The sequence below is a fragment of the Kitasatospora sp. NPDC086009 genome (assembly GCF_044540385.1).
GTDB lineage: Bacteria > Actinomycetota > Actinomycetes > Streptomycetales > Streptomycetaceae > Kitasatospora.
Genome location: NZ_JBITSA010000027.1, coordinates 30,828 through 53,443, shown reverse-complemented (window position 1 = coordinate 53,443; position 22,616 = coordinate 30,828). Strand labels below are relative to the sequence as shown.

General features: G+C 73.5%; 18 protein-coding genes. 9 read left to right on the top strand and 9 right to left on the bottom strand.

The window, feature by feature from the left end; translation table 11 throughout:
• The first annotated feature begins 488 nt into the window (after positions 1 to 488).
• On the top strand, positions 489 to 767 hold the full coding sequence (locus ACIF6L_RS36030) for a MerR family transcriptional regulator (protein WP_329492369.1): 279 nt from the start codon (positions 489 to 491) through the stop codon (positions 765 to 767).
• A 173-nt stretch (positions 768 to 940) separates the two neighbouring features.
• A complete protein-coding gene (locus ACIF6L_RS36025; RefSeq protein ID WP_396490758.1) occupies positions 941 to 1,744 on the top strand; it encodes a hemolysin III family protein in 804 nt (267 codons plus the stop codon).
• A gap of 569 nt (positions 1,745 to 2,313) precedes the next feature.
• Here ACIF6L_RS36025 and htpG read toward each other — a convergent pair.
• From htpG to ACIF6L_RS35980, 9 genes are all read right to left on the bottom strand, one after another.
• The gene (htpG, locus tag ACIF6L_RS36020; RefSeq protein WP_396490759.1) at positions 2,314 to 4,260 is read right to left on the bottom strand and encodes a molecular chaperone HtpG; all 1,947 of its coding nucleotides are present in this window, start codon (positions 4,258 to 4,260) and stop codon (positions 2,314 to 2,316) included.
• A gap of 92 nt (positions 4,261 to 4,352) precedes the next feature.
• Positions 4,353 to 4,709, bottom strand: a complete 357-nt coding sequence (locus tag ACIF6L_RS36015; protein ID WP_396490760.1) for a hypothetical protein — start codon at positions 4,707 to 4,709, stop codon at positions 4,353 to 4,355.
• Positions 4,706 to 5,392, bottom strand: a complete 687-nt coding sequence (locus ACIF6L_RS36010) for a type III effector protein (RefSeq protein ID WP_396490761.1) — start codon at positions 5,390 to 5,392, stop codon at positions 4,706 to 4,708. The genes ACIF6L_RS36015 and ACIF6L_RS36010 overlap by 4 nt, the downstream gene beginning before the upstream one ends.
• A 187-nt stretch (positions 5,393 to 5,579) precedes the next feature.
• A complete protein-coding gene (locus tag ACIF6L_RS36005; protein WP_359807757.1) occupies positions 5,580 to 6,755 on the bottom strand; it encodes an alpha-hydroxy-acid oxidizing protein in 1,176 nt (391 codons plus the stop codon).
• Positions 6,756 to 6,884: 129 nt separating this feature from the next.
• A complete protein-coding gene (locus ACIF6L_RS36000; RefSeq protein WP_396490762.1) occupies positions 6,885 to 7,577 on the bottom strand; it encodes an O-methyltransferase in 693 nt (230 codons plus the stop codon).
• A 266-nt stretch (positions 7,578 to 7,843) separates the two neighbouring features.
• Entirely contained in the window at positions 7,844 to 9,451 is a 1,608-nt protein-coding gene (locus ACIF6L_RS35995; RefSeq protein WP_396490763.1) for an alpha/beta hydrolase, read from the bottom strand.
• 205 nt (positions 9,452 to 9,656) lie between these two features.
• A complete protein-coding gene (locus tag ACIF6L_RS35990) occupies positions 9,657 to 10,913 on the bottom strand; it encodes an MFS transporter (RefSeq protein ID WP_396490764.1) in 1,257 nt (418 codons plus the stop codon).
• 218 nt (positions 10,914 to 11,131) lie between these two features.
• Entirely contained in the window at positions 11,132 to 12,913 is a 1,782-nt protein-coding gene (locus ACIF6L_RS35985) for an ATP-binding cassette domain-containing protein (RefSeq protein ID WP_396490765.1), read from the bottom strand.
• Complete coding sequence (locus ACIF6L_RS35980) at positions 12,910 to 14,910, bottom strand: ABC transporter ATP-binding protein (protein WP_396490766.1); 2,001 nt, start codon at positions 14,908 to 14,910, stop codon at positions 12,910 to 12,912. Before ACIF6L_RS35980 ends, ACIF6L_RS35985 begins: the two co-directional genes overlap by 4 nt.
• A 1,037-nt stretch (positions 14,911 to 15,947) precedes the next feature.
• Between ACIF6L_RS35980 and ACIF6L_RS35975 the strand changes: the two genes are divergently transcribed.
• From ACIF6L_RS35975 to ACIF6L_RS35945, 7 genes are all read left to right on the top strand, one after another.
• Positions 15,948 to 17,288, top strand: coding sequence for a condensation domain-containing protein (locus tag ACIF6L_RS35975; RefSeq protein WP_396490767.1), 1,341 nt, complete (start codon positions 15,948 to 15,950; stop codon positions 17,286 to 17,288).
• A gap of 187 nt (positions 17,289 to 17,475) precedes the next feature.
• A complete protein-coding gene (locus ACIF6L_RS35970) occupies positions 17,476 to 18,363 on the top strand; it encodes a diiron oxygenase (protein WP_359807746.1) in 888 nt (295 codons plus the stop codon).
• A 124-nt stretch (positions 18,364 to 18,487) separates the two neighbouring features.
• Positions 18,488 to 19,333, top strand: a complete 846-nt coding sequence (locus ACIF6L_RS35965) for an aminoacyl--tRNA ligase-related protein (protein WP_352293770.1) — start codon at positions 18,488 to 18,490, stop codon at positions 19,331 to 19,333.
• Positions 19,320 to 20,381 (top strand): NAD(P)H-dependent flavin oxidoreductase, encoded by a 1,062-nt coding sequence (locus ACIF6L_RS35960; RefSeq protein WP_396490768.1) that lies wholly within the window; start codon positions 19,320 to 19,322, stop codon positions 20,379 to 20,381. The genes ACIF6L_RS35965 and ACIF6L_RS35960 overlap by 14 nt, the downstream gene beginning before the upstream one ends.
• 4 nt (positions 20,382 to 20,385) lie before the next feature.
• On the top strand, positions 20,386 to 21,399 hold the full coding sequence (locus ACIF6L_RS35955; protein ID WP_352293773.1) for a methyltransferase: 1,014 nt from the start codon (positions 20,386 to 20,388) through the stop codon (positions 21,397 to 21,399).
• Positions 21,400 to 21,510: 111 nt separating this feature from the next.
• A complete protein-coding gene (locus ACIF6L_RS35950; protein WP_329491118.1) occupies positions 21,511 to 21,750 on the top strand; it encodes an acyl carrier protein in 240 nt (79 codons plus the stop codon).
• Positions 21,747 to 22,412: a cysteine hydrolase family protein gene (locus ACIF6L_RS35945; protein WP_396490769.1), complete on the top strand. Its 666-nt coding sequence runs from the start codon at positions 21,747 to 21,749 to the stop codon at positions 22,410 to 22,412. Before ACIF6L_RS35950 ends, ACIF6L_RS35945 begins: the two co-directional genes overlap by 4 nt.
• Positions 22,413 to 22,616 lie beyond the last annotated feature (204 nt).

The window sequence follows — 22,616 nt, the reverse complement described above, 5'->3', positions numbered from 1 at the left end:
GTCCGGCAGTGGGGTTCCAAGCCGAGCAGGACGGGCGACGGGGCTGGCTGCCGGAGTCGGCGGGACCGCCAGGGACCGCCGCAGCAGGACCGGGTAGTTGGCACTACCACGCAGTGGGAAGTACCGCAGTTCGCAGTAACCGGCCCGTACAGAGGATGAATGGAGGGACAACGCGCCATCAGGATCGCCCGGCCCGTGAGGAAACAGCCCGGGCGGACTCCGTAGACCCCAACGCAAGGACGGTGGTTTCCGGTCACGCATACGCGATCCCCGCACACCCCCTCCCCCGGGGCAGTGCGGACACAAGGACCCCGGCCCCAGAGCCGGTAGATGGTGTAAAACCCTTCGGGGCCCCGGGAGCCGCAACGGCCCCGGGGCCCCTCAGCGCGTCCCCGGGCACAACAACAAGAAGAGGTGCAGTGACCACGACAGCCATTCGACCGCATACCCCCGACTCCCTCGACGACGACGACTACCCCGCCTACACCATGGGCCGCGCCGCCGAGATGACCGGCACCACCCCCGGCTTCCTACGCGCCCTCGGCGACCAGGGCCTCATCACACCCCTGCGCTCCGACGGCGGCCACCGCCGCTTCTCCCGCTATCAACTACGGATCGCCATGCGCGCCCGCGACCTCGTCGACCAGGGCACCCCCATCGACGCCGCCTGCCGCATCATCATCCTCGAAGACCAACTCGAAGAAGCCCTGCGCATCAACGAACAGCTCCGCCGCGACGCCGGACAGGAACCCGCAGCCGACACCTGACCCACCCACCACGCCGACGAGACCGGCCCGCGGTGAGCGGCAGGTGCTCACCGCAGGCCGCCCCGGTCGCCCCCGACCGCCGGCCGGCCACTCCCACCGCGCCCGATGGGCCGGCACCCGGGCCTTCCTGCGAGCGTCGGCCGCACGTCCTCCGCCCTTCCTAAAATGAGCGCATGATCGCCGAAGACACCCAGCCGCCGGGAGACGGAGGAACGTCCCGGCCCGGCCCCCGCAGCACGTCCGGCTCCCTCCACACCGCCGCGCTTGATGCGCCCGCCGGCACGACCGGCCGGCCGACCGGCCGACTGACTGCCACCGACCCGGCCGGCGGCGCGCCGTGCGCGGCGGTAGCGCTGAAACCGAGATTTCGGGGTTGGCTGCACGCCGGCATCTTTCCCCTCTCACTGGCCGGCGGCGTCGTCCTGATCGCCCTTGCGCGCCCGGCCGCGGCGGTGGCGGCCTGCTCGGTGTTCGCGCTGTCGGCCTGGCTGCTGTTCGGTACCAGCGCCGTCTACCACCGGGGAACATGGGGCCGGCGCGGGGAGGCGGTCCTGCGGCGGCTCGACCACGCGAACATCTTCCTGATCATCGCCGGCACCTACACCCCGCTGGCGGTGCTGCTGCTGCACGGACGGCGCCGGACGGTGCTGCTCACCGTGGTGTGGGCGGGCGCCCTGGCCGGCATCGCCTTCCGCACGCTGTGGATGGGGGCTCCCCGGTGGCTGTACACCCCGTGCTACATCGCCCTGGGCTGGGCAGCCGTCCTCTACCTGCCCGACTTCGCACGCACCGGCGGCACCGCGGTCGTCGTCCTCGTCATCGCCGGCGGTCTGCTCTACACCGCGGGAGGTGTCGTCTACGGACTCAAACGTCCAGACCCGTCACCGTCCTGGTTCGGCTTTCACGAGGTCTTCCACGCCCTCACCGTCGCCGCCTTCAGCGCGCACTACACGGCCGTTCTTCTCGCAGCCACATGACTTGGTCGTCGCGGACACGCGGACACGGGTGCAACGGGCGGTCACTGCAGCTCTTCATGGATCTTCGGGGACGCGGCGAGGGGCCCCGGTGCCGTTGCGGCTCCGGGGCCCCGAAGGGGTACAGCACCATCTACCGGGCGAAGCTGTCCGCGGCGGCGGCGAACCATCCGCCGGCTGCTGGCCCGCTTCGCCGAACCGGCCTCCATCGCCGACCTGTACGCCCTGCGCGATTTCCTCCACGCCCCCGCCCATCCGGCCCCCAGGCAGAGTGACTCCTGCCAGGCTGGTGACCAGGTGGGCGGTGCCGTCGGCGAGCCGGCAGGAGAGCCCGACGACGGTGACCCGGCCGGCCTGGACCGCCGTGGCAGGCACGCGGGAGCGGTCCAGCAGCAGGTCGACGGGGTGCCGTCTGCGCGAGGCGATGCGGTCCGCGTCCTCGGTGTTCCCGGCCGCGGCAGCGCCCCAAGGCCCTTCCCAGCGGCGCGCGCCGGGCGGGGACGGCCGAGCGCGGCGCGGGGCGCGGCCGGCCGGACTGGTCGGTTGACCGGCCGGCCGCGCCCCGGCGGGGGCTACAGGGCGTGGGTGAGGCGGTCGGCCAGCAGGCGTGTGAAGCGGGCCGGGTCGGGCAGGTCTCCGCCTTCGGCGAGCAGGGCGCTGCCGTGGACGAGTTCGGCGGTTTCGGCGAGCGCCGGGTTGTCCGCTCCGGCCTGGTGGGCCTGGTGCAGGGCGGTGATGAGGGGGTGGCTGGGGTTGAGTTCGAGGATGCGCTTGACCTGGGGAAGTTCCTGGCCCATGGCCCGGTACATCTTCTCCAGGGTGGGGGTCAGGTCGTGGGCGTCGCCGACCAGGCAGGCGGCGGAGGTGGTCAGGCGGGTGGAGAGTCGGACCTGCTTGACGTGCTCGGCCAGCGTGGTCTGGAGCCAGGCGAGGAGGGCGGCGAAGTCCTCTTCGCGCTGCGCCTTCTCCGCCTTCGCCTCGTCACTGCCTTCCCCGTCGGCGTTGTCGTCGAGGTCGACCTGGCCCTTGGCGACGGACTGGAAGCGGTGGCCGTCGAAGGCGGGGATCTGGTCGGTCCAGACCTCGTCGACGGGGTCGGTGAGGATCAGGACCTCGTAGCCCTTGGCGGTGAAGGCCTCCATGTGCGGGGAGTTCTCCACCATCGCCCGGTTCTCGCCGGTCAGGTAGTAGATGGTGTCCTGGCCGTCCTTCATCCGCGCGACGTAGTCGCGCAGCGTGGTCGGCTTCTCCGCGTCATAGGTCGAGGCGGCGCTGACCAGTTCCAACAGGGCGTCGGTGTTGTCGCGGTCCTCGATCAGGCCCTCCTTGAGGACCCGGCCGAACTGCTCCCACACCTTCGCGTAGGTCTCGCCGTTCTTGGTCCGCATGTCCTTGAGAGCGCCGAGGACCTTCTTGACGAGGCGCCGGCGCACGGCGGTGATCTGGCGGTCGTGCTGCAGGATCTCGCGGGAGACGTTCAGCGACAGGTCGTGGGCGTCCACCACGCCCTTGACGAACCGCAGGTAGTTCGGCATCAGCGCGTCGCAGTCGTCCATGATGAACACCCGCTTGACGTACAGCTGCACGCCCCGCTTCGTGTCCCGGGAGAACAGGTCGAACGGGGCTTGGGCGGGGATGAACAGCAGCGCCTCGTACTCGAAGGTACCCTCGGCGCGCATGTGAACGGTCTCGGCCGGGGCCTGCCAGTCATGGCTGATCTGCTGGTAGAACTCGCTGTACTCGGCCTCGGTCACCTCGCTGCGAGGACGGGCCCACAGCGCCTTCATCGAGTTCAGCGTCTCCGGCTCGCCCGCAGCCGCACCGTCGGCGTCGGCGTCGGCGCTGTCGTCGGCAGTGGTACGGCCGGGCTCGGTGGCCATCCGGATCGGCCAGCGGATGAAGTCCGAGTACTGCTTGACGATCTGCCGGATCTTCCACCGGGCCAGGTAGTCGCCCAGCCCGTCCTCACTGTCCTCGGCCTTGAGGTGCAGGGTGACCGAGGTGCCCACCGGCAGACCTTCGACTTCCGCGATCGTGTAGGTGCCCTCGCCGTCGGACTCCCACACGGTGCCCTGCTCGGTGCCGGCGCGACGCGTGTGGAGGGTGACCTTGTCGGCGACCATGAACGCCGAGTAGAAGCCGACGCCGAACTGGCCGATCAGGTGCTGCGCGGCATCCGCGTCCTTCGCCTCCTTGATCTTCGCCAGCAGGCCGGCGGTGCCGGACTTGGCGATGGTGCCGATCAGGTCGACGACGTCGTCGCGGGTCATGCCGATGCCGTTGTCCCGCACCGTCAGGGTGCGGGCGTCCTTGTCGACCTCCAGGACGATGTGCGGGTCGGAGGCCTCAAGGGTGGAGTCGGTGAGGGATTCCAGGCGGAGCTTGTCGAGGGCGTCGGAGGCGTTGGAGATCAGCTCGCGCAGGAAGATGTCCTTGTTGGAGTAGATCGAGTGGATCACCAGCTGCAGCAGCTGGCGGGTCTCCGCCTGGAACTCCAGCGTCTGGGTCGGACTGGCCACGGGAGGCTTCTCCTTCGAGTGATGGAAAGGGTTCGTATCCGGTCAGGGCATTGGGGCCGGCGGGTGTACCGCGTGGCCGGCCCCGGAGGTGTTCAGATGTGACTGAGGGGCTGGTAGGACTGCTCGGGGCGGGTGTGGCCGGGCCGGGCGGTGCCGTAGCAGGACAGGAACGGCTTCCGGCCGTCTCGGCACTCCAGCGTCGCGCCGTAGCGGACCGCGGGCGGGTCCGGGCGCGTGCTGTACCGGTCGACGCGCACGATCCCGCCGACCGCGTCGTCGGCCGCGACGGCGGCGGCGACCAGGGCCTGCTCGACGAGGGCCACCGGAACCGACGAGCCCGCCAGGTCCGGCACCCCCACGCCGCCGTCACCGTCGCCGGTGGCGACGGTGGGCGCGGGGCCACCGGCGTGCGGGTCGCGGACCGGCAGCGGCCTGCCCGGCGCGGTCACGGGCCGGCTGGCGGTGTGCGGCGCTGCCGAGCGCGGTCGTCCCGCAGCTGGTCGGCTCGGGCGGTGAGCCGATCGAGGCGGTCGGTGAGCTTCGGGTGGCCCGCCTCCAGGAGGGGCCGGGTCTCGGCGAGCGGGGCGAGCAGACGGGCAGGGTCGTGGTGGCCCAGTGCGTCCAGGAGGCGTTCGACGGCGGGGGCTGCCTGGGGGCCGAGGCCGTCCAGGGCGCCGATCTGTCCGGCGAGGCGGCGCAGGTCGGCGGCGTTGTCGCGGGCCCAGGTGGCCACCGCGCGGTCGGCGGCGCGCTGGCTGCGCGTGGCCTGGACGCGCTGCTCGCCGGTGCTGCCCGCCTCGGTGCCGGCGTCAGCGTTGGGACGCAGGCGCAGGTAGCGGCGTTCGGCGGCCTGGCGGCTCTGGACGCCCAGCGGCTCGGCGAGCTCGGCCCACGTGGCGCCCGCGTCGCGGGCGGTCTCGATCAGGCCGGTCTCCCAGTCGGCGAGCTCCGCGCGCAGGTGGCGCAGCAGCAGGAGTGCGGAAAGGGCCTGCTGCGGATCGTTTTGTCCGGTGTCGTCCGGGGGTGCGTGGCGGGCGGTGCGGGCGGCGGCGTCCATCGCGCCCAGCGCGGCGGCGGCGGCCAGGAACGAGGCCGGCCCCACCCCGGCCGCGCCGGTGTCCTGGCTGTCCATGTTGTCACCCTTTCGATGACTGGATGCTTGTCATCATAGGGATGACATAGTACACGATTCGCGTCGCGTCACACCGGTTCGAACCACCTGCGCCGGCCGCACTCCCTTGCCGAGCGCCACCGTGTCCGCCAGGACGAGCAGCGGGCCCTGCCGATCCTGGCCCCCTCCACGGCCCGGCGGCCCGTCGTCAGCTCCACCCCCGGCGCAGGGCGTCCTCGGCACGCAGGTCGGCGAGCGTCGGGTAGCCGTCCACCGCCATGATCAGGTCGGCCTCGGCGAGCAGCGAGCGCAGCACGTGCACCACGCCGTCCTCGCCACCGAGGGCCAGGCCGTAGGCGTACGGGCGGCCGACGCCGACCGCTGTGGCGCCGAGGGCGAGTGCCTTGACCACGTCGGCGCCGCTGCGCACACCGGAGTCGAAGAGCACGGGCAGGCCGTCGGCGGCCTCGACCACGCCGGGCAGCGCGTCCAGCGCCGGCAGGCCGCCGTTGGCCTGCCGGCCACCGTGGTTGGAGCAGTAGACGCCGTCCACGCCGCCGTCCCGGGCGCGGCGGACGTCCTCCGGGTGGCAGAGGCCCTTGAGGATCAGCGGCAGCTCGGTGAGCGAGCGCAGCCAGGGCAGGTCGGCCCAGGTGAGCGGGTTGCCGAAGACACTCGCCCACTCCAGCACGGCGGCGCCCGGGTCCTCCTCCGGGGCCTTGGCGAGGCGGGCCCGGAAGACCGGGTCGGAGGTGTAGTTGGCCAGGCAGTGCCCGCGCAGCTGGGGGAAGTTGCCGGTGGCGAGGTCGCGCGGGCGCCAGCCGGTCACCCAGGTGTCCAGGGTGACCACGATGCCCCGGTAGCCGGCCTCCTCGGCTCGGCGCACCAGGCTCTCGGCGAGCGCCCGGTCGGTGGGGGTGTAGAGCTGGAACAGGCCCGGGGTGTCGCCGAGTTGGGCGGCGACCTGCTCCAGCGGGTCGACCGAGAGGGTGGAGGCCACCATCGGCACGCCGGTGCGCGCGGCGGCCCGGGCGGTGGCGAGGTCGCCGTGGCCGTCCTGGGCGCAGAGGCCGATCACGCCGATCGGCGCCAGGAACAGCGGTGCGGGCCACCGCATTCCGAGGAGATCCACCGACAGGTCGCGCCGCGCGGCGCCGACCATCATCCGGGGCACCAGGCCCCACCGGTCGAAGGCGGCCGTGTTGGCGCGCTGGGTCCGCTCGTCACCGGCGCCGCCGGCCACGTAGGACAGCAGCGTCGGCGGCAGCGCGGCCTCGGCACGCGCCGCCAGCTCGGCGAAGGCCATCGGGAGCTTCGGCTGCCTGCCGAACAGCGCGTCGAAGTAGATCTCGTTCTGGTAGTCCCCGAACTGCTGCCCCGTCATGACCGGTCGCCGTCCTCTCCTGGGGCCGGTCCGTCCGGGCCGGTCCCGGGCGGCGGCCGCGCCGACCCCACCTTGTCAAACCACGGGCCGCCGGGGGAGACCCCCGCGCGTCGGGACGGGCTCCGCCGGTCAGGCGGTGACCAGCGCGACGACGAAGCCGTCGTAGCCCTTCTCCCCCACGGTCTGGACGGCGGTGGCGGTCAGCCGGGGGTGCGCGGCGATCAGCTCGGTGAAGCGGCGCACGCCCTGGACGCGGGGGTCCATGCTGGTCTCGTCGGTGACGGCGCCGTCGCGGACCACGTTGTCGCCGATGATCAGGCTGCCGGGCCGGGTGAGCCGTAGCGCCCACTCCAGGTAGTCGGGGTTGCTGGGCTTGTCGGCGTCGATGAAGACCAGGTCGAAGGGCTCGGCGCCCTCCTGCTCCAGTTGCGGCAGGGTGTCCAGCGCCGGGCCGGTGCGCAGGTCCACGACCGGTGCGAGCCCAGCCCGTTCGAGGTTGCGGGTGGCGACGGCGGCGCACCGCTGGTCGGCCTCCAGGGTGACCACCCGGCCGCCCTCGGGCAGCGCGCGGGCGAGCCAGATGGTGCTGTAGCCGCCGAGGGTGCCGATCTCCAGCACCCGGCGGGCGCCGTGCACGCGGGCCAGCAGGGCGAGCAGCTTGCCCTGGTTGGGTGCCACCTGGTGCGGGGGCAGCCCGGCCGCCTCGCTGTCGGCGACGGCGGCGAGCAGGGCGGCGTCCTCCTCGACCAGCAGGCCGTTGAAGTAGTCGTCGACGGCGGTCCAGGTCTGCTGCGGGGTCGGCCGGCCGGTCTCCGTGGTCATCGCGAGTTCCCTTTCAGTACTGACTCAGTTCCGAAGGGAAACCTACGCCATGCCCGAGCCGGCCCGAGCACCGGCCCCAGCCCGAGCCGGACCGAGTACCAGCCCCTCCCCCGGGCCGGGGCCGGACCGCGCACCGGCCCCTCCCCCGGGCCGGGGCCGGACCGAGCACCGGCCCCTCCCCCGAGCCGGGGCCGGCCCGCGCACCGGCCCCCCGCCGCACGGACGGGGGGCCGGTCGCCCGTCGGCTGCCTGCCGACCCGGCGGGGTCAGGCCACCGGCGGGAAGGCCTCGGCGTCCGGCTTGAGGAGCTGGCCGGGAGCCGGCACCTGCCGGCTCACCAGGTAGGAGGTGACCAGCTTGTTCAGCTCCTTGCTCCGGCCGACCGCGCAGTGCTCGATCACGTCGACGCTGACCAGGACGGCGCTGCCGAGCTGGCGCTGCATGCGCTTGGCGAAGGTGTACTGGGTGGCCGGGTCGTAGAGGTTGCCGATCACCATCACCGGGGTGGCGGTGCGCCGGTTCCACGGGCCGGTGTACCGCTCGACGTCACGCGCGGGGGCCGGCCAGGTCGCGCAGGCGGGCGCGTCGAAGGCCTGGTAGCGCCCGAAGGTCGGCGCGTCGCGCTCCCAGGAGCGGGCCGCGTTGACGAAGGCCCGCGGGTTGGACGGGTACGGCTTGTCCTGGCAGTTGACGCCGTAGTAGGAGTCGTCCGCCGAGTACGGGGTGTCCGCCGGGGCCTCGCGCAGCGCGGCGGGCACGGTCACCGCCAGCGGGTCGGCGTCGGCCGCGTTCTTCGGGACGGCCAGGGACGGGGCCTTCTGCTGGCGGAGCACGTCGTCCAGCGCCTGCAGCGAGGTGGCCAGCGGGGCCTGCCGGCTCTGCGCGTAGAGCGCGTTGGCGACCTGGCTGGTGAAGCTGGACAGCGTCACCTGGGTACCGTTCGGCAGGGTGACCGGGGAGGTGCGCAGGTGGTCGCGGATCGCGTCGAACTTCGCCCGGGTGTCGCCCGCGCCGAAGGCGCAGCGCGGCGCACCGGCCGCCGCGCAGCGCTTCAGGTACTCGTCCAGGGCGAGTTCGAAGCCGTTCGCGCGCTGCCGGTCGTACTCCAGGCCGTCGTGCAGCCGCAGGTTCGGGTCGACGTTGCCGTCGATGATCACCGCGCGGACCTTGTCGGGATACATGTTGGCGTAGGTGGCGCCGATCAGCGTGCCGTAGGAGAAGCCGGCGAAGGAGAGTTGGCGGTCGCCGACCCCGCGGCGCATCCGGTCGAGGTCACGGACCACGTTCTCGGTCGACATGTGCTCGATCAGCGGGCCGGCGTTGCGGTCGCAGGCGTCGGTGTAGTCCCGGGTGGCGGCCAGCGTGCCGTCGATCTCGGCCTTGGTGACGGGCACCCCGGTCAGCCGGTCGAAGACGCCATTGGCCTCCTCGTCGGTGCCGAAGCACTTCAGCGGGTTGCTCAGGCCGACGCCGCGCGGATCGAAACCGACCAGGTCGAACCGGGCCTGGACCTCGGGCTCGAAGCGGGTCGTGGTCGCCCAGAGGTAGCCGCTGCCGCCCGGGCCGCCGGGGTTGAGGAACAGTGAGCCGATCCGCTTCGCCGGGTCACCCGCGCGCCGGCGCATCATGGCGATGCCGATCTTCTCGCCGGACGGGTGCGCGTAGTCCAGCGGCACCGGGTAGACGGCGCAGTCGTATATCCCGGGGTCCGGCTTGGACGGGTCGGGATTGCACGGTGCCCAGGCGACCGGGTCGACCCGGGCCTCGGCGGCCGCCGCGCCCGGGTCGGGGGCCGCCGAGGCGGCGGCGGTGGTGCCGGCGACGAGCGCGAACGCGCTGGCGACCGCCAGCGCGAGACTGGTGATACGGGACACGTAACCTCCTCCGGTTCTGCAAACCCGGTCAGCCTGGCAGCCGCTCCTCGGGAGGGGAAGACCACGTACCGCCGTGGATTCTTCTGGTGCGACGCCATCTGTCCAACAATTTCCGTTATCGGAACAGGATTTGGCGCAAAATCCGCCGCAGGCCGTCCGCACCCCCTCACCATCCGGACAGCGCCCGCCTACTGGTGATGGCCCGTCAGATTCGCGCGGGTAGCGCCTGCGCCGCCGGTGGCTCCGCCACCGCTCCCGGGCGGCGGTGCTCCGCCCAACGCACCGCCGGCCCCATCGCCCAACCGGCCGCCGCGAACAGTGCGCCCAGCAGCAACCAGCCCGGTGTGCCCCAGCTCAGCAGCAGCGTGGTGAGCAGCAGCGGCCCGACCGTGCGTGCCACGGCCACGCCCGAGCCGAAGAACCCCTGGTACTGGCCGGTCTGATGGGCCGGCGCCAGGTCGAAGGCGATCTGCCAGGAGCCGGCCGACTGCCGCAGCTCACCGGCCACCTGGAGCGCCGCGGCGGCGACCAGCAGCCCGCCCAGCGCCCAGGGCGGCAGGCCCGCGGCGGCGGCCACGCCGAAGACCACGCAGGAGACGAGCAGGACGACGCCGGCCTCGCGCACGGCCCGCGAGGCGGTCCGCAGTCCGGTGACCCGGCGGGCCACCCGCACCTGGAAGAGCATCACCCCGACCGTGTTGAGGACGAACAGGCCCGATCCCAACCAGCCGAGCCCGGGCGCCCGTTCGGCGATCCAGAGCGGGATCACCAGGCTGAGCAGGGGCATCCGCAGCAGCAGGACGGTGTTGAGCAGGGTCACCACCGCGAACGGCCGGTCCGAGAGCACCTCCAGCCGGGGTGCGGCGCCGGTCCGGTCCCGGCCGGGCGCCACCTCGGGCAGTCGCAGCAGCGTCAGTCCGGCGCCCAGGAAGCCCAGCGCGGTCACCAGGAAGGCAGCGAGGAAGGCCGTCCGCGTGCCGACGGTCAGGACGACGCCGCCGAGGGCCGCGCCGAGCGCCAGTCCCGCGTTGAGGGTGGACTGCAGCCGGGCGAGCAGTTCGGTGCGCTCCTCGCGCGGAACGAGGCCGCCGACCAGCGCCTGGCGCGCGGCCGTGAGCCCGGACTGCGTCGTGGCGTACACGGAGGCGGCGAGCAGGAACGCCGCGAAGGAGTGGACGACCAGGAAGGAGGCGACGGCCGCACCGGTGGCCAGGGCCAGCAGCACCGCCGTGCCCCGCGGCCCACGCCGGTCGGCGAGGTGGCCGAGCGGGACTCCCGCCAGCGAGCCGATCGCCCAGGCGACGGCCAGGCCGAGGCCGAGCCGGGCGGGCGAGAGGCCGACGACGTGGGTGAAGTACAGCGCCGAGCAGGTGAAGTACGCGCCGTCGCCGATCGAGCTGATCAACTGGGCGGCGGCGAGGGTCCGCCGGGCCCCGGCCGGTGGGACGGATCGAATCGACACAGCTCTCCCGGGTCGGGCGGCCGTCGGCCGCTCGGTCGCACTGACAGGATCAATGCTAGGGAGCGGGTGGACCGGCCGACAGGGCCAGTGGTGTGGCACCGGAGTGGGCCACTTCGCCGCCAGGGCCGGGCCGGTCCCGGTCCGGCCCCGGCCCCGACGAAGGGGGCGGGACCGGGCCGTCGGCCCAGCGGCGAACGCGGGCCCGCCGACGGCAGAGCTCAGCGGTAGACGCGGGCCTGCAGACGGTAGAGCTCCGCGTACAGGCCCTCCGCGGCGGCGAGTTCGGCATGGCTGCCGACCTGCGAGACCCGGCCGCCCTCCAGCACCACGATCAGGTCCGCCATCCGCACCGTCGAGAAGCGGTGCGACACCAGCAGGGTGACCGCTCCGGTGTCCGCCCGGGCCTGGGCCGCGAGGTCGGCGAAGTGCTCGAACAGCACGTGCTCGGCGGTGGCGTCCAGGGCGGAGGCCGGTTCGTCGAGCGCCACCAGCAGCGGGCGGCGGCGCAGCAGGGCCCGGGCCAGGCCGAGCTTCTGCCACTGGCCGCCGGAGAGTTCGGCCCCGTCGCCGTAGCCGCGGCCGAGCAGCCCGTCGAGGTCGCCGTCGACCCGGGCCAGCGCCGGGCCGCAGTCGGCGCTCTCCAGAACCCGGGTGAGCGCCGCGTCGTCGTCCAGCCGCTCCAGGTCCCCGATGCCCACGTTGTCCCGCAGCCTCAGCTCCAGCCGGGCGAAGTCCTGGAACAGCGTGGCCACCCGGCGCTGCCAGAGCTGCGGGTCGCACTCCTCCAGGTCGACGCCGTCGATCAGGATCCGGCCGGAGGTGGGCCGGTAGAGCCCGCACAGCAGCTTGACCAGGGTGCTCTTGCCGGCGCCGTTCTCGCCGACCACGGCGAGCGCCGCGCCCGCCGGGATGTCCAGGGTGACGTCGTCCAGGACGGCCCGCTGCTGGCCGGGGTACCGGAAGGTGACGCCCTCCAGGCGGATGCCGACCGTCATGGCCTCGGGGACGGCGCCGCCCGCCGCCTCCTCCCGGCGCGGCTCGCGGAGCCCGTCCAGCCGCTGCAGGGTGCGGCCGGCGCCCTGGAGCACCGAGAGCAGCGTGAGCGCGCTGGAGACCTGAAGGCTGACCTGCGCGGCCAGCGTGATGACCAGGATGACGTCGCCGATGCCGGCGCCGGCGCCGCTGTTCACGGTCTGCCGGGCGACCAGGTAGATCGCACCACCGTACGCGGCGGCGAAGGCCAACTGCCCTGCCGCGCGCAGCAGTCCGGCCTTGGCGTGGGCGCGGGCCAGAGTGCCGGTGGCGCGCCGCCAGTCGCGGCCGTGGCGCTCGATGAGCACCGACGCGGCGCCGGACAGCCGCACCTCCTTCACGGAGGCGTGGGTGGTGGCGAGTTCGAGCAGGTGCCGGCCCAGCCGGTTCTCCGGCGCGGTGGCCTCCTTGCCCCGATCGACCAGGAGTTGGGCCCGGTTGCCGACCAGCACGGGCACCACGGCGAACAGCGGGAGCAGCAGCAGCCACGGGTTGAGCAGTCCGAGCAGGACGGCGGTGACGGCCATCTGAAGCCCCAGGCCGCCGAGTTGGAGGACAGCTTCGAGCGCGGCGCGGGTGCGCGGCAGCTCCTCGCGGATCAGGGTCAGGGCGTCGGCGACATCGGCGCGGTCCAGCTTCTCCAGGCCGCGGTCGCCGTGGGCGATCGAGATCACCTCGGCCTGCAGGCTGAGCTCCTCCAGCTCACCCAGCTCGAAGTAGGAGAGGTGGGCGAAGTGATTCATCGTCAGTTCGACGACCAGAAGGAGCGCCGTGGTGAGCGCCAGCCAGGTGGCGGCCGAGCCGGTGCCGTCGATGGCGGCCGTGGTCAGCTCCTTGAGGCTGACCGCGATCAGCGGCGTGGCCAGGTAGCCGACGGTCATCAGCAGAACGGCGTGGGTCAGCCGGCGGGAATCGCAGTGCACGGCGAGCCTCAGCAGCCGGCGCACGGCGTGGAACAGTGTGGTCATCGGGCACCCACCGGGCGCATGGTGCGGTCCTCTTCCTGTCCGTCCGGGTCCTGCGCGCCGGTCGGGCCGTCGCCGGATTCCTCGTCGCGCGCGAACCGCTCCGCCTGGATCCTGAACAGCTCGGCGTAGCGGCCGTCAAGTTCCATCAGCTGCTCGTGGGTGCCGCTCTCCGCCACGCCGCCGTCGGCCAGCACGACGATCCGGTCCGCGCGGCGCACGCTGGAGAACCGGTGGGCGATGATCACGCTGGTGATGCCCTCGGTCATCTCCAGGAAGCGGTCGAAGAAGGCCGCTTCGGCCCGCACGTCGAGCTGCGCGGTGGGCTCGTCGAGGATCAGCAGCGAGGCGCCGGCGTCCACCGCGAGCAGGGCGCGGGACAGCGCGATGCGCTGCCACTGCCCGCCGGAGAGGTCGCTGCCGCCCTCGTACTGGGTGGACAGGACGGTGTCCAGGCCCTTCGGGAGCCGCGCGACGATCTCGGCCGCTCCGGCCCGTTCGGCGGCGGCGAGCAGTGCCTCGCGGTCGCCGAGCAGCTCCGGCCGGCCCATCCCGATGTTCTCCGCGGCGGTGAGCTGGTAGCGCGTGAAGTCCTGGAAGATGACGGCGATCCGGCGCTGCCACGCCTCGGCGGGCAGCCCGGCGAGGTCGGTGCCGCCGGCGGTGATCCGGCCCTCGGTCGGCTCGTGGAGCCCGGCCAGCAGCTTGACCAGGGTGGTCTTGCCGGAGCCGTTGAGGCCGACGATCGCGGTCGACCGGCCCGGCCGCAGCTCCAGCTCCAGGCCGCGCAGCACGTCGGGGCCGTCCTCCTGGTAGCGGAAGGCGACGTTCTCGAAGCGGATCGGACCGTCGATCGCGGGCGAGGTCCCGGTGGGCGACATACCGGCGGGCGAGGTCCCGGCGGCGGAGTCCGGCGCGGGGCCGACGCCGGGCCGCGCGGGCACCCGAGCGCGGGCCAGGGCCTCGAAGCGGACCAGGGAGTCGTAGGCCGCCAGCCCGTACTGGGTCTGGACGTCGCTCTCCGGGAAGTAGACACCGAAGCGCATCGGGATCAGCACGGCCTGGAGCGCCACCGAGAGCTGGAGCAGCGACAGCGTGCCGTCGACCCCGCTGCGGGCCAGGACCACGAGCGCGGTGCCGCCGCCGAGCAGACCGACCACCGCGAGGCCGACGAAGGGCCAGAAGAGCAGCCGGCGGCGCCCGGTCCAGAGCGGTTCGAGGTATTCGCGGGCCTCCCGCTCGTGACGGCCGAGCAGCCAGGGGAGCAGCCCCAGCATCCGGGTCTCCTTGGCGAGTTCGGGCCCGCCGGCGGCCCGCCGCAGATAGCCGACCCGGCGGCGCGGGGCGGCCAGCGAGCCCAGCAGGGTGGCGAAGCGGCCCAGCGAGCCGCGCTGACCGAAGCGGATGACCAGGGCGGTGAGGGCCACCATGACCCCGGGGAGGACACCCAGCGTGACCGCCACCATCACGGCGGCGCCCGCCAGTTGGGCGTAGCGGGCGATCAGCGCCAGGGCTCCGGCGGCGGCGTCGCCCGGGGTGGGCCGGGCCCGGTCGAAGGCGCTGCGGGCGTCCGAGAGCAGGTCGAGCACGTCCTGCCGCTCCAGCTCCGCCGCGGGCAGGTCGTTCAGCGCGCCGTCCATCAGCCGGCCGATGCAGGCGCCGTCCACCCGGCGGGTGACCACCTCGCTGACCACGGTCTGGAACGGGGTCAGCAACTGCTGCAGCACGAACGCCCCGACGGCGATGCCGAGCGCCGCGGCGACCTTCTCCCAGTCCGCTCCCGTGGTGCCCCCGGCCGCCGCGGCGGCCGGGATGTCCGCGATGACCCGGCTGGTCCAGGCGATGAACGCGATCGGCAGCAGCCCGACCACGAGGTGGACCACGGCGCCCGACACGAGCAGGCCGGCGCCGGCATGGCGCAGCAGCTCGACGACGGCGCGCCAGCGCCTGACGCGGCTGCCGAGCCAGCCGGCGTCGGCAGACGGAACGGATGACGACACCTTGAAACCCCCGTGGACAAGTGTGCTGACGAAGCCGGCGGACCGGTGAGGCACCGGCCCGACGAGCCGGGTGAACGACGTGCAGGGCGAACGATGAGCCGGGTGAACCACGTGCAGGGCGAACGATGAGCCGGGTGAACGACGTGCAGGGCGAACCACAGGACGTGGACCGGAAGGACGGACGGACGGAACCGGCGGACTGCCGGGCCGGCGAGGAAGGGAGCGGACGCGTGACGCGTCGTCGACCGCGGTCGTTCGTACCGGTGCTGGAAGACACCCCGAAGCAGGACCGGCGGCTGTGCGGTTCGGCGCGAGCAGGAGCCACGGGGTACCCGGGCGGTCGGCGGAGGGGCGGGCGTGGGTGACAACCGATTTTGTTCCGCTGCTGCTCATGATCGTGCGCCGCGATCAGCTTGGACTAGACCAGTGGTCACGTCAAGGAATTCGTGGAACTGCCGGTTCCGGGCGGGCCGGGTGGTTCGGCCCGCCCGGCCGAGGGGCGGCGCGGGCCGCCGGAAGGTGCTGGACAACCCGAAGCGGTGGTCGCTAGGGTCCGAAGCGGAAGGGAGCAAACCGGCCGGCCGGGTCGGTGTCTCCGTCCTTCACCTCGGACCGGGGTCGACGTGGGCCGCCGCCCGATCGGTGGCCCCGCACCTCTGGAAGCCGGACCGAGGGCGAGGCCCACAGCCAGCCCCACCCTCCGCGGCGTCCCACCCTCCACCGGACTTCACGCCGCACCGTCCCCGCGACCGCCGGCCGCCCGCCGCACCGCTCCCGCCTCGCGTTCCGCCGGGCCGGCCGCGTACGGCGGTCGACCGGGCCCGCCCGCACGTCCCCGAGCGATGCACCGCACCCCCGAGGCGCCCCACTGCCGTGGCGCCCGGCCGAGGACGCGGCAGCCCCACCGCATCACCGCACCGCACCACGCCGTCAACCGACCGCGCCGCTGACGCGGCGCAGCCCCGAGAGGCATAGGCATGGAACAACGTCGTGTCGGCTCCCTCCGGTTCCATGGGGACCGGACCGGGAGCGCCCCGATGACCTGGGGTCAGCGCGCCATCTGGAAGTCCATCCAGTGGCTCGACGAAGGCGCCCACTACTACAACATCCCCCGGGTCGTGTCCGCACCACCAGGCTTGACGAGCCATCAGATTGAAGACGCACTGGGCCGGTTGATCTCGCGCCACGAGGCACTGCGCACCCGCTTCGAGCAGACCGGGCAGGGGCCGGTGCAGCACGTGTCGGCCTCCGGCGAGCTGGCCGTCCCCGTCCACGAGGCCCCGCCGGGCGAGGGCGCGACGGTCGCCGACGAGGTGTCCCGGGCGCTGGCGGCCGAACCCTTCCGGCACCGCGAGGAGTGGCCGTTCCGCTGCGCCGTGGTGACGGAGCAGGGCGAGCCGGTCCAGGTCGCGCTGGTCTTCTCGCACCTGGGCGTCGACTTCTGGGGCGTGCAGCAGGTCGAGCAGGACCTGCGCGACCTGCTCGCCGGGCAGGACCCGCAGCCGCCGGCCTGGCAGCCGCTGGACCAGGCGGGATTCGAGACCGAGGGCCCGGGCGCCGCCCGCGGCGCCGCCTCGGTCGACTACTGGCGCCGGAGCCTCGCGGGCCTGCCGCCCACGATGTTCCCGGCCACCCGGTTCCCGCCGGTCGCGGGCGAGGCCTCCCCGGTCACGGACGCCGCCGAGCGGTTCGTCCGGCTGCGCATGGACTCGCCCGCCACCGCTGTGGCCGCCAGCGCGCTCGCCGACCGCTGCGGGGTCAGCACCGGTACCGTCCTGCTCGCCGGGACGGCCGCACTGCTCGGCGCGTACACCGGGAACAGCACCGCCGTCCTGCAGCTGATCGCCGTCAACCGGCACGACGAGCGCAGCCGCCGCCTGGTGGCCGCGATGACCGCCAACGCGCTGTTCTCGCTGGACGTGGCCCGGTCGACCTTCGAGGAGGTCATCCGCGCCACCTTCCTCGCCGGCATGAACGCCTACCGCTTCGCGCAGTACGACCCGCTGGTGGTCGACGGGGTGATCGACGCGGCCCGGGAGGCGAGCGGCGGCACCCTGCGGCTCGCGTCCTTCTTCAACGACGTCCGCCTGCACGACCGTTGGGAGCGGCTGCCGGCCACCGACGGCTCCGCGGAGCAGCTGCGGGCGCTCACCGAGAAGACCGAGGTCTCGCTGATCGGCACCTGGGAGCGCCAGGACGCCGACTTCTTCGTGCACACCACCTACGAGCCGGACACCTGCCTGCTGTACCTGATGGCCGACACCGCGCTGATCCCCCGTCCGGAGATCGAGCGCCTGCTGCGCGCCTTCGAGCGGCTGCTCGTGGAGAGCGCGGCCGGCCTGCCGGGCCTGGACACCCTCCCGGTCGCCGGCTCCTGACCCGACCTCCCTCCCCCACCACCGAAGTACGCCCGGCCGAAGTACGCCCGGCGTAGGTCCGGTCATGCCCGAAGTACGTCCACGTACCTCGGAGCGCGCCCGACGTTCGCCCAAGTACGCCCGACGTACGCCCGACGTACGCCCGAAGTACCCCCAGAAGCCCTCCGTCGCACAGGAGCACGCACCCATGAGCAGCACCGCACCCGCCATCTGGGACGAGGAGGTCAGCGCCGCCGTCGAGCGCCTGACCACCGCCGCCGAGAACGAGTACTACAACCCGTACCAGACCTTCGACTGGCCGGAGAGCATCCCCGAGGGCGCCCTGTGGATGAGCGAGGACCTGATGACGGTCCACGGCACCGACGCGGCCGCCGAGCTCACCCGCGAGCAGTACCTGACGCTGGCCAAGTGGGAGAGCGTCAACTTCTACAGCCTGAACGTACACGGCATCCGCGAGCTGATGCAGGAGGTCGTGGCGCGCATCCACGCCCCGGGCTACGAGATCCCCACGCCGTTCTTCCACCACTTCCTGGGGGAGGAGAACGAACACATGTGGTTCTTCGCCGAGTTCTGCCTGCGCTACGGCGGGAAGCTCTACCCCAACCGGGCGATGAGCTTCGGCGACCAGAAGCACTCCGCGCTGTTCGACAACTTCATCGTGTTCAGCCGGATCCTGATCTTCGAGCAGATCGTGGACCACTTCAACAGCAAGATGGCCGGTGACACCGCGCTGCCGGAGACGATCCGGGCGATCAACCGGGTCCACCACCAGGACGAGTCCCGGCACATCGCGTTCGGCGCCCAGCTGGTCCGCGCGCTCTGGGACCGGCTGCGCGAGGCCGGCGACGAGCAGGAGCTGACCGCCGCCCGGCAGTACATCGAGAAGTACATCAACGCCTCGATCCAGCAGCTCTACAGCGTGGACGTCTACCGGGACGCCGGCATCCCCGACCCGTTCGCCTTCCGCACCCGGCTGCTGGCCGACCCGGCCCGGGGGCCGGTCCACGACGCGATCGTCAGCCGCACCACCGCCTTCTACCGCCGGATCGGCGTGCTCGCACCGAAGGCCGCCTGAGCCCTCGGCCCCGCCGGGACCACCGGCCACCGGAACCCCCGGCACACGAGAACCACCGGACCCACCGGAACCACCGGAACCACCAGCCCTCCGGCCCCATCCACGAGAACGAGGTACCGCTCGCATGACATCGACCGTAGAGCCCGCCGCCGTCCGGCTGCGCGACCCCGGCCCCGGCCTGGTCGCCCTCGACCCCGACCGGGCCGCGCTGCTGCTGGAGCTCGACGCGCTCTTCACCGGCCTGGCCGACCAGGTCGCCGCGCCCGCCGTGGTGGGCCCGCCGCTGCTGCCCGTCGAGGGCCTGGCCAAGCTCGACTACTTCCGGAACTTCCCCCACCTCGGGGTGCTCGCGGCCCGCCTGTCCGAGCAGGCCGTCGACGAGCTGGCGGCCGGTGCGGAGGCCGGCCGGCAGCCCGTCGAGCCCACCGGCTACGTGCTGCCCTCGGCCACCTGCTACGGCGTGTTGCTCTCGCTGGAGGGCCAGGAGGTCGGCGAGGAGCTGCGGCTGACCGCCGTCGGCCGCTGCTTCCGCAACGAGGACCACTACGACGGCCTGCGCCGGCTCTGGGGCTTCCACATGCGCGAGGTCGTGTACTTCGGCTCGGCCGACGGTGCCCGCGACCACCTCGCCACCTCCCGGGTCTTCGTCGAGGAGCTGGCCGGGCGCCTCGGCGTCGAGCTGTCGTACCAGCCCGCCAACGACCCGTTCTACGACCGGACCGGCTCCCGGGCGAAGCTGATGGCCCTGGACCCGGTGAAGTACGAGTTCGTCGCCACCGACGGCACCGCGATCGCCTCGGTCAACCGCCACCGCAACTTCTTCGGCGAGCGGCTCGGCATCACCTCGGGCGGCGCGACCGCGCACAGCAGCTGCACCGCGTTCGGCGTCGAGCGCTGGGTGCATGCGATGCTGCTCGCCCACGGCACCGCCGAGAAGGCACTGGCCCGGGTGCGCGATGTCCGCGCCTGACACCGGGGAGCGGGCCCGGGTGCTCGCCGCGGCCGAGCGCGGCGCCGCCGCCCTCGGCGTGGAGTTCCCCCTGGTGCAGGCCGGTATGGGCGGCATCGCCGGACCGGCCCTGGCGGCCGCCGTCAGCGAGGCGGGCGCGCTGGGCACGGTCGCGCTCTACAAGGGCGACCGGGCGCTGGCCGTCGAGCTGATCGGCGACACCGCCCGCCGCACGGCGCGCACCTTCGGCGTCAATCTGATCCCCGAGGTGTCGGGCCGGCTGCTCCCGGAGCAGATCGGCGCGCTGATCGAGGCGGCCGACCGGCAGCTCGTGCTCAACAGCTACGGCCTGCCGCCGGAGGCCGAGGCCCGCCGGGTGCTCGACGCCGGCCACCGGCTGGTCGTCCAGGTCGGCACGCCCGAGGACGCGGCCGCCGCCGCGGCGCTGGGCGCCCACGCCGTCGTGCTGCAAGGCACCGAGGCCGGCGGCCACCACCTCGGCACCCGGCCGCTCGCCGAGCTGCTGGCCGCCTACGACCAGGAGCCGCCCGCGCTGGTGGCCGGCGCCGTCACCGACGGCGCCGGCCTGCTGGCCGCGCTCCGGGCCGGGGCGAGCGGCGCACTGTGCGGCACGGTCTTCGTGACCACCGCGGAGTCCGCCGCACACGACGACTACAAGACGGCCGTCGTCGCGGCGACCGGCGCGGACACCCTGATCACCGACCGCTTCTCGATCGGCTGGCCCGGCCGTCCGCACCGGGTGCTGCGCGGGCCGGTCACCGATTCGCCCGAGCCGCCGCCGGCCACCCTGATCGCCTGGACCACCGTGATGGGGGTCCGCCGTCCGGTGCCGCGCGGCTCCGCGGCCGCCCCCACCGTCGAGGCCGAGGGCCGGATCGACGCCATGGCCCGCTACGCCGGCCTCGGCAGCGGGCGGATCACGGCCGTCGAGCCCGCCGGGCGGGTGGTCGCCCGGCTCCGCGAGGAGTTCCGGACCGCCCTCGCCGGCGACGCCGCCCTCACCGGCGACGCGGTCCCCGACTCCCCCCGACCCTCCGAAAGGACGTGACCCCATGGCCCTGGACCTCGGACTGACCCAGGTCAGCCAGCTGGCGTTCGGCTACTGGCACTCCCAGGTACTGATCGCCGCGGTCGAGCTCGCGGTGTTCGACGCACTCGCCGACGGCCCGCTGGGCGTCGACGAGGTCGCCGAGCGATGCGCCGTCCCCGCGGACTCCGCGCTGCGGCTGCTCGACGCCGCGACCGCCCTGCGGCTGCTGACCCGGGACCCCGACGGCGGGTACCGCAACACCCGCACCGCCGAGCGCCTGCTCACCACCGGCTCGCCCGAGTCGCTGGTGCGCTGGGTCCGGGTGATGGGCCGCTGGTACCAGCCCTGGGGCCGGCTCGGCCAGGCCCTGGAGCAGGGCCGCGCGGTCGAGGACCGCAGCGGCCGGCTCACCGACGACCCGGCGTACGTCGAGGACTTCATCCTCGGCATGCACGAGTACAACTCCCGGACGGCGGAGGCCGTCGCCCGGGCGCTGCCGCCCGAGGACGCCCGGCGGCTGATCGATGTCGGCGGCGGCGCGGGCAGCTACAGCATCGCGTTCTGCCGGGTCTGGGAGGGGCTGCGGGCCGAGGTGGTCGATCTCGCGCCGGTGGCCGAGCTGGCGGGCAAGGTGATCGGCGAGGCCGGTCTGGCCGACCGGATCACCGCCCGGACCGGCGACTACTACCGGGACGCCTTCGGCACCGACGCCGACGTCGTGCTGCTCTCCAACGTGCTGCACCAGGAGAGCCCGGAGAACTGCCTCTCCATCCTGCGGCGTTCGGCGGCGGCGCTGCGCCCCGGCGGCCGGGTCCTGGTGCACGGCCACTTCCTGGAGGAGTCCCGCACCGCCCCGGTCTTCACCACCCTGCACAACCTCTCCGCCCTCGCCCTCTGGAGCGGCGGCCGCAGCTACACCACCGCCGAGATGGCGGAGTTGATGACGGCGGCCGGGCTGTCGGACATCGAGGTGCTGCCCACCGCCGAGCAGTCGGCCCGCCTCCTGGTGGGCCGCGCCGGGGGCACCACCGCCTGAGCGCCGCCCGTACCGCCCGCCCGTCCTACCGCCTGCCGGGCCGGCGCCGTCCCCGCGGACTCCGTCACGGACGCGTCGCCGGCACACCTTCGAAACCTCCCAGGAGCTGTCATGCAGCAGATCATCGAGTGGATCAACGCCAAGAACCCCGAGCTGGACCGGGAGATCGACCGCGAGGAGGACCTCATCGAGGGCCGCCTCATCGACTCCCTGGACTTCCTGGAGTTCATCTACCTGCTGGAGAGCATCTCCGGCCGCACCATCGACCTCCAGGAGGTCAGCGTCGACGACTTCCGCACGGTCGAGCGGATCGAGCAGCGCTTCCTCGCCGACCTGATCGAGGCGGCATGACGACGGCCGACCCGCACCTCGCCCCGCACCCGGCGTCCTCCGCCCTGGTCACCATCGACCTGCAGCGGGACTTCCTCTCCGAGAGCCCCTACGGCATCCCTGGCACGACCGAGGTGCTGCCGCAGGTGCGCCGGACGGTCGAGGCCTTCCGCGCCGCCGGCCGCCCGGTGGTCCACGTCGTCCGGCTGTACGAGAAGGGCGGCGGCAACGCCGACCTGGTCCGCCGGACGCTGCTGGCCTCCGGCACCGACCTGGTCTCGCCCGGCTCCGAGGGGAGCGGGCTCGCCCCGGCGCTCGCCCCGCTCGGCGCGCCCCCGCTCGACCCCGGGCTCCTGCTGGCCGGGCGGGCCCAGGAGTTGGGTCCGAGCGAGTACGCGATCTTCAAACCGCGCTGGGGCGCGTTCTACCGGACGCCCCTGCAGGAGCTGCTGGAGGGGCACGGCGTGGACACCGTCGTCCTCGTCGGCTGCAACTTCCCGAACTGCCCCCGGGCCACCCTGATCCAGGCCAGCGAGCGGGACTACCGGGTGGTGGCCGTGCCCGACGCGATCTCCCGCACAAGCGAGCAGGGGCTGGCCGAGGTCGCCGGGCTCGGTGTCCAACTGCTCGACACCGCCGAGCTGCTGGCGCGGTTCGGGTTCCCGGCGCCCGAGGAGGGCTGACGTCCGCGGGTGGTCGGAGCGGGCCGCCCCGGTCCGCTCCGACCACCCGCACGGGCTCCTCCTACGGCTTTGCGGTCCCGCTCGCCGGCGGGCCCGCGGACACCCCGGGCCGGACCCGCGGCCGAGCGGCGAACCCCCGTACGGGCAGGGCCCGGCCGTCACCCGGACAGCGGTACCGCGGCCGCCGCCACGCCCTGCGGTGCC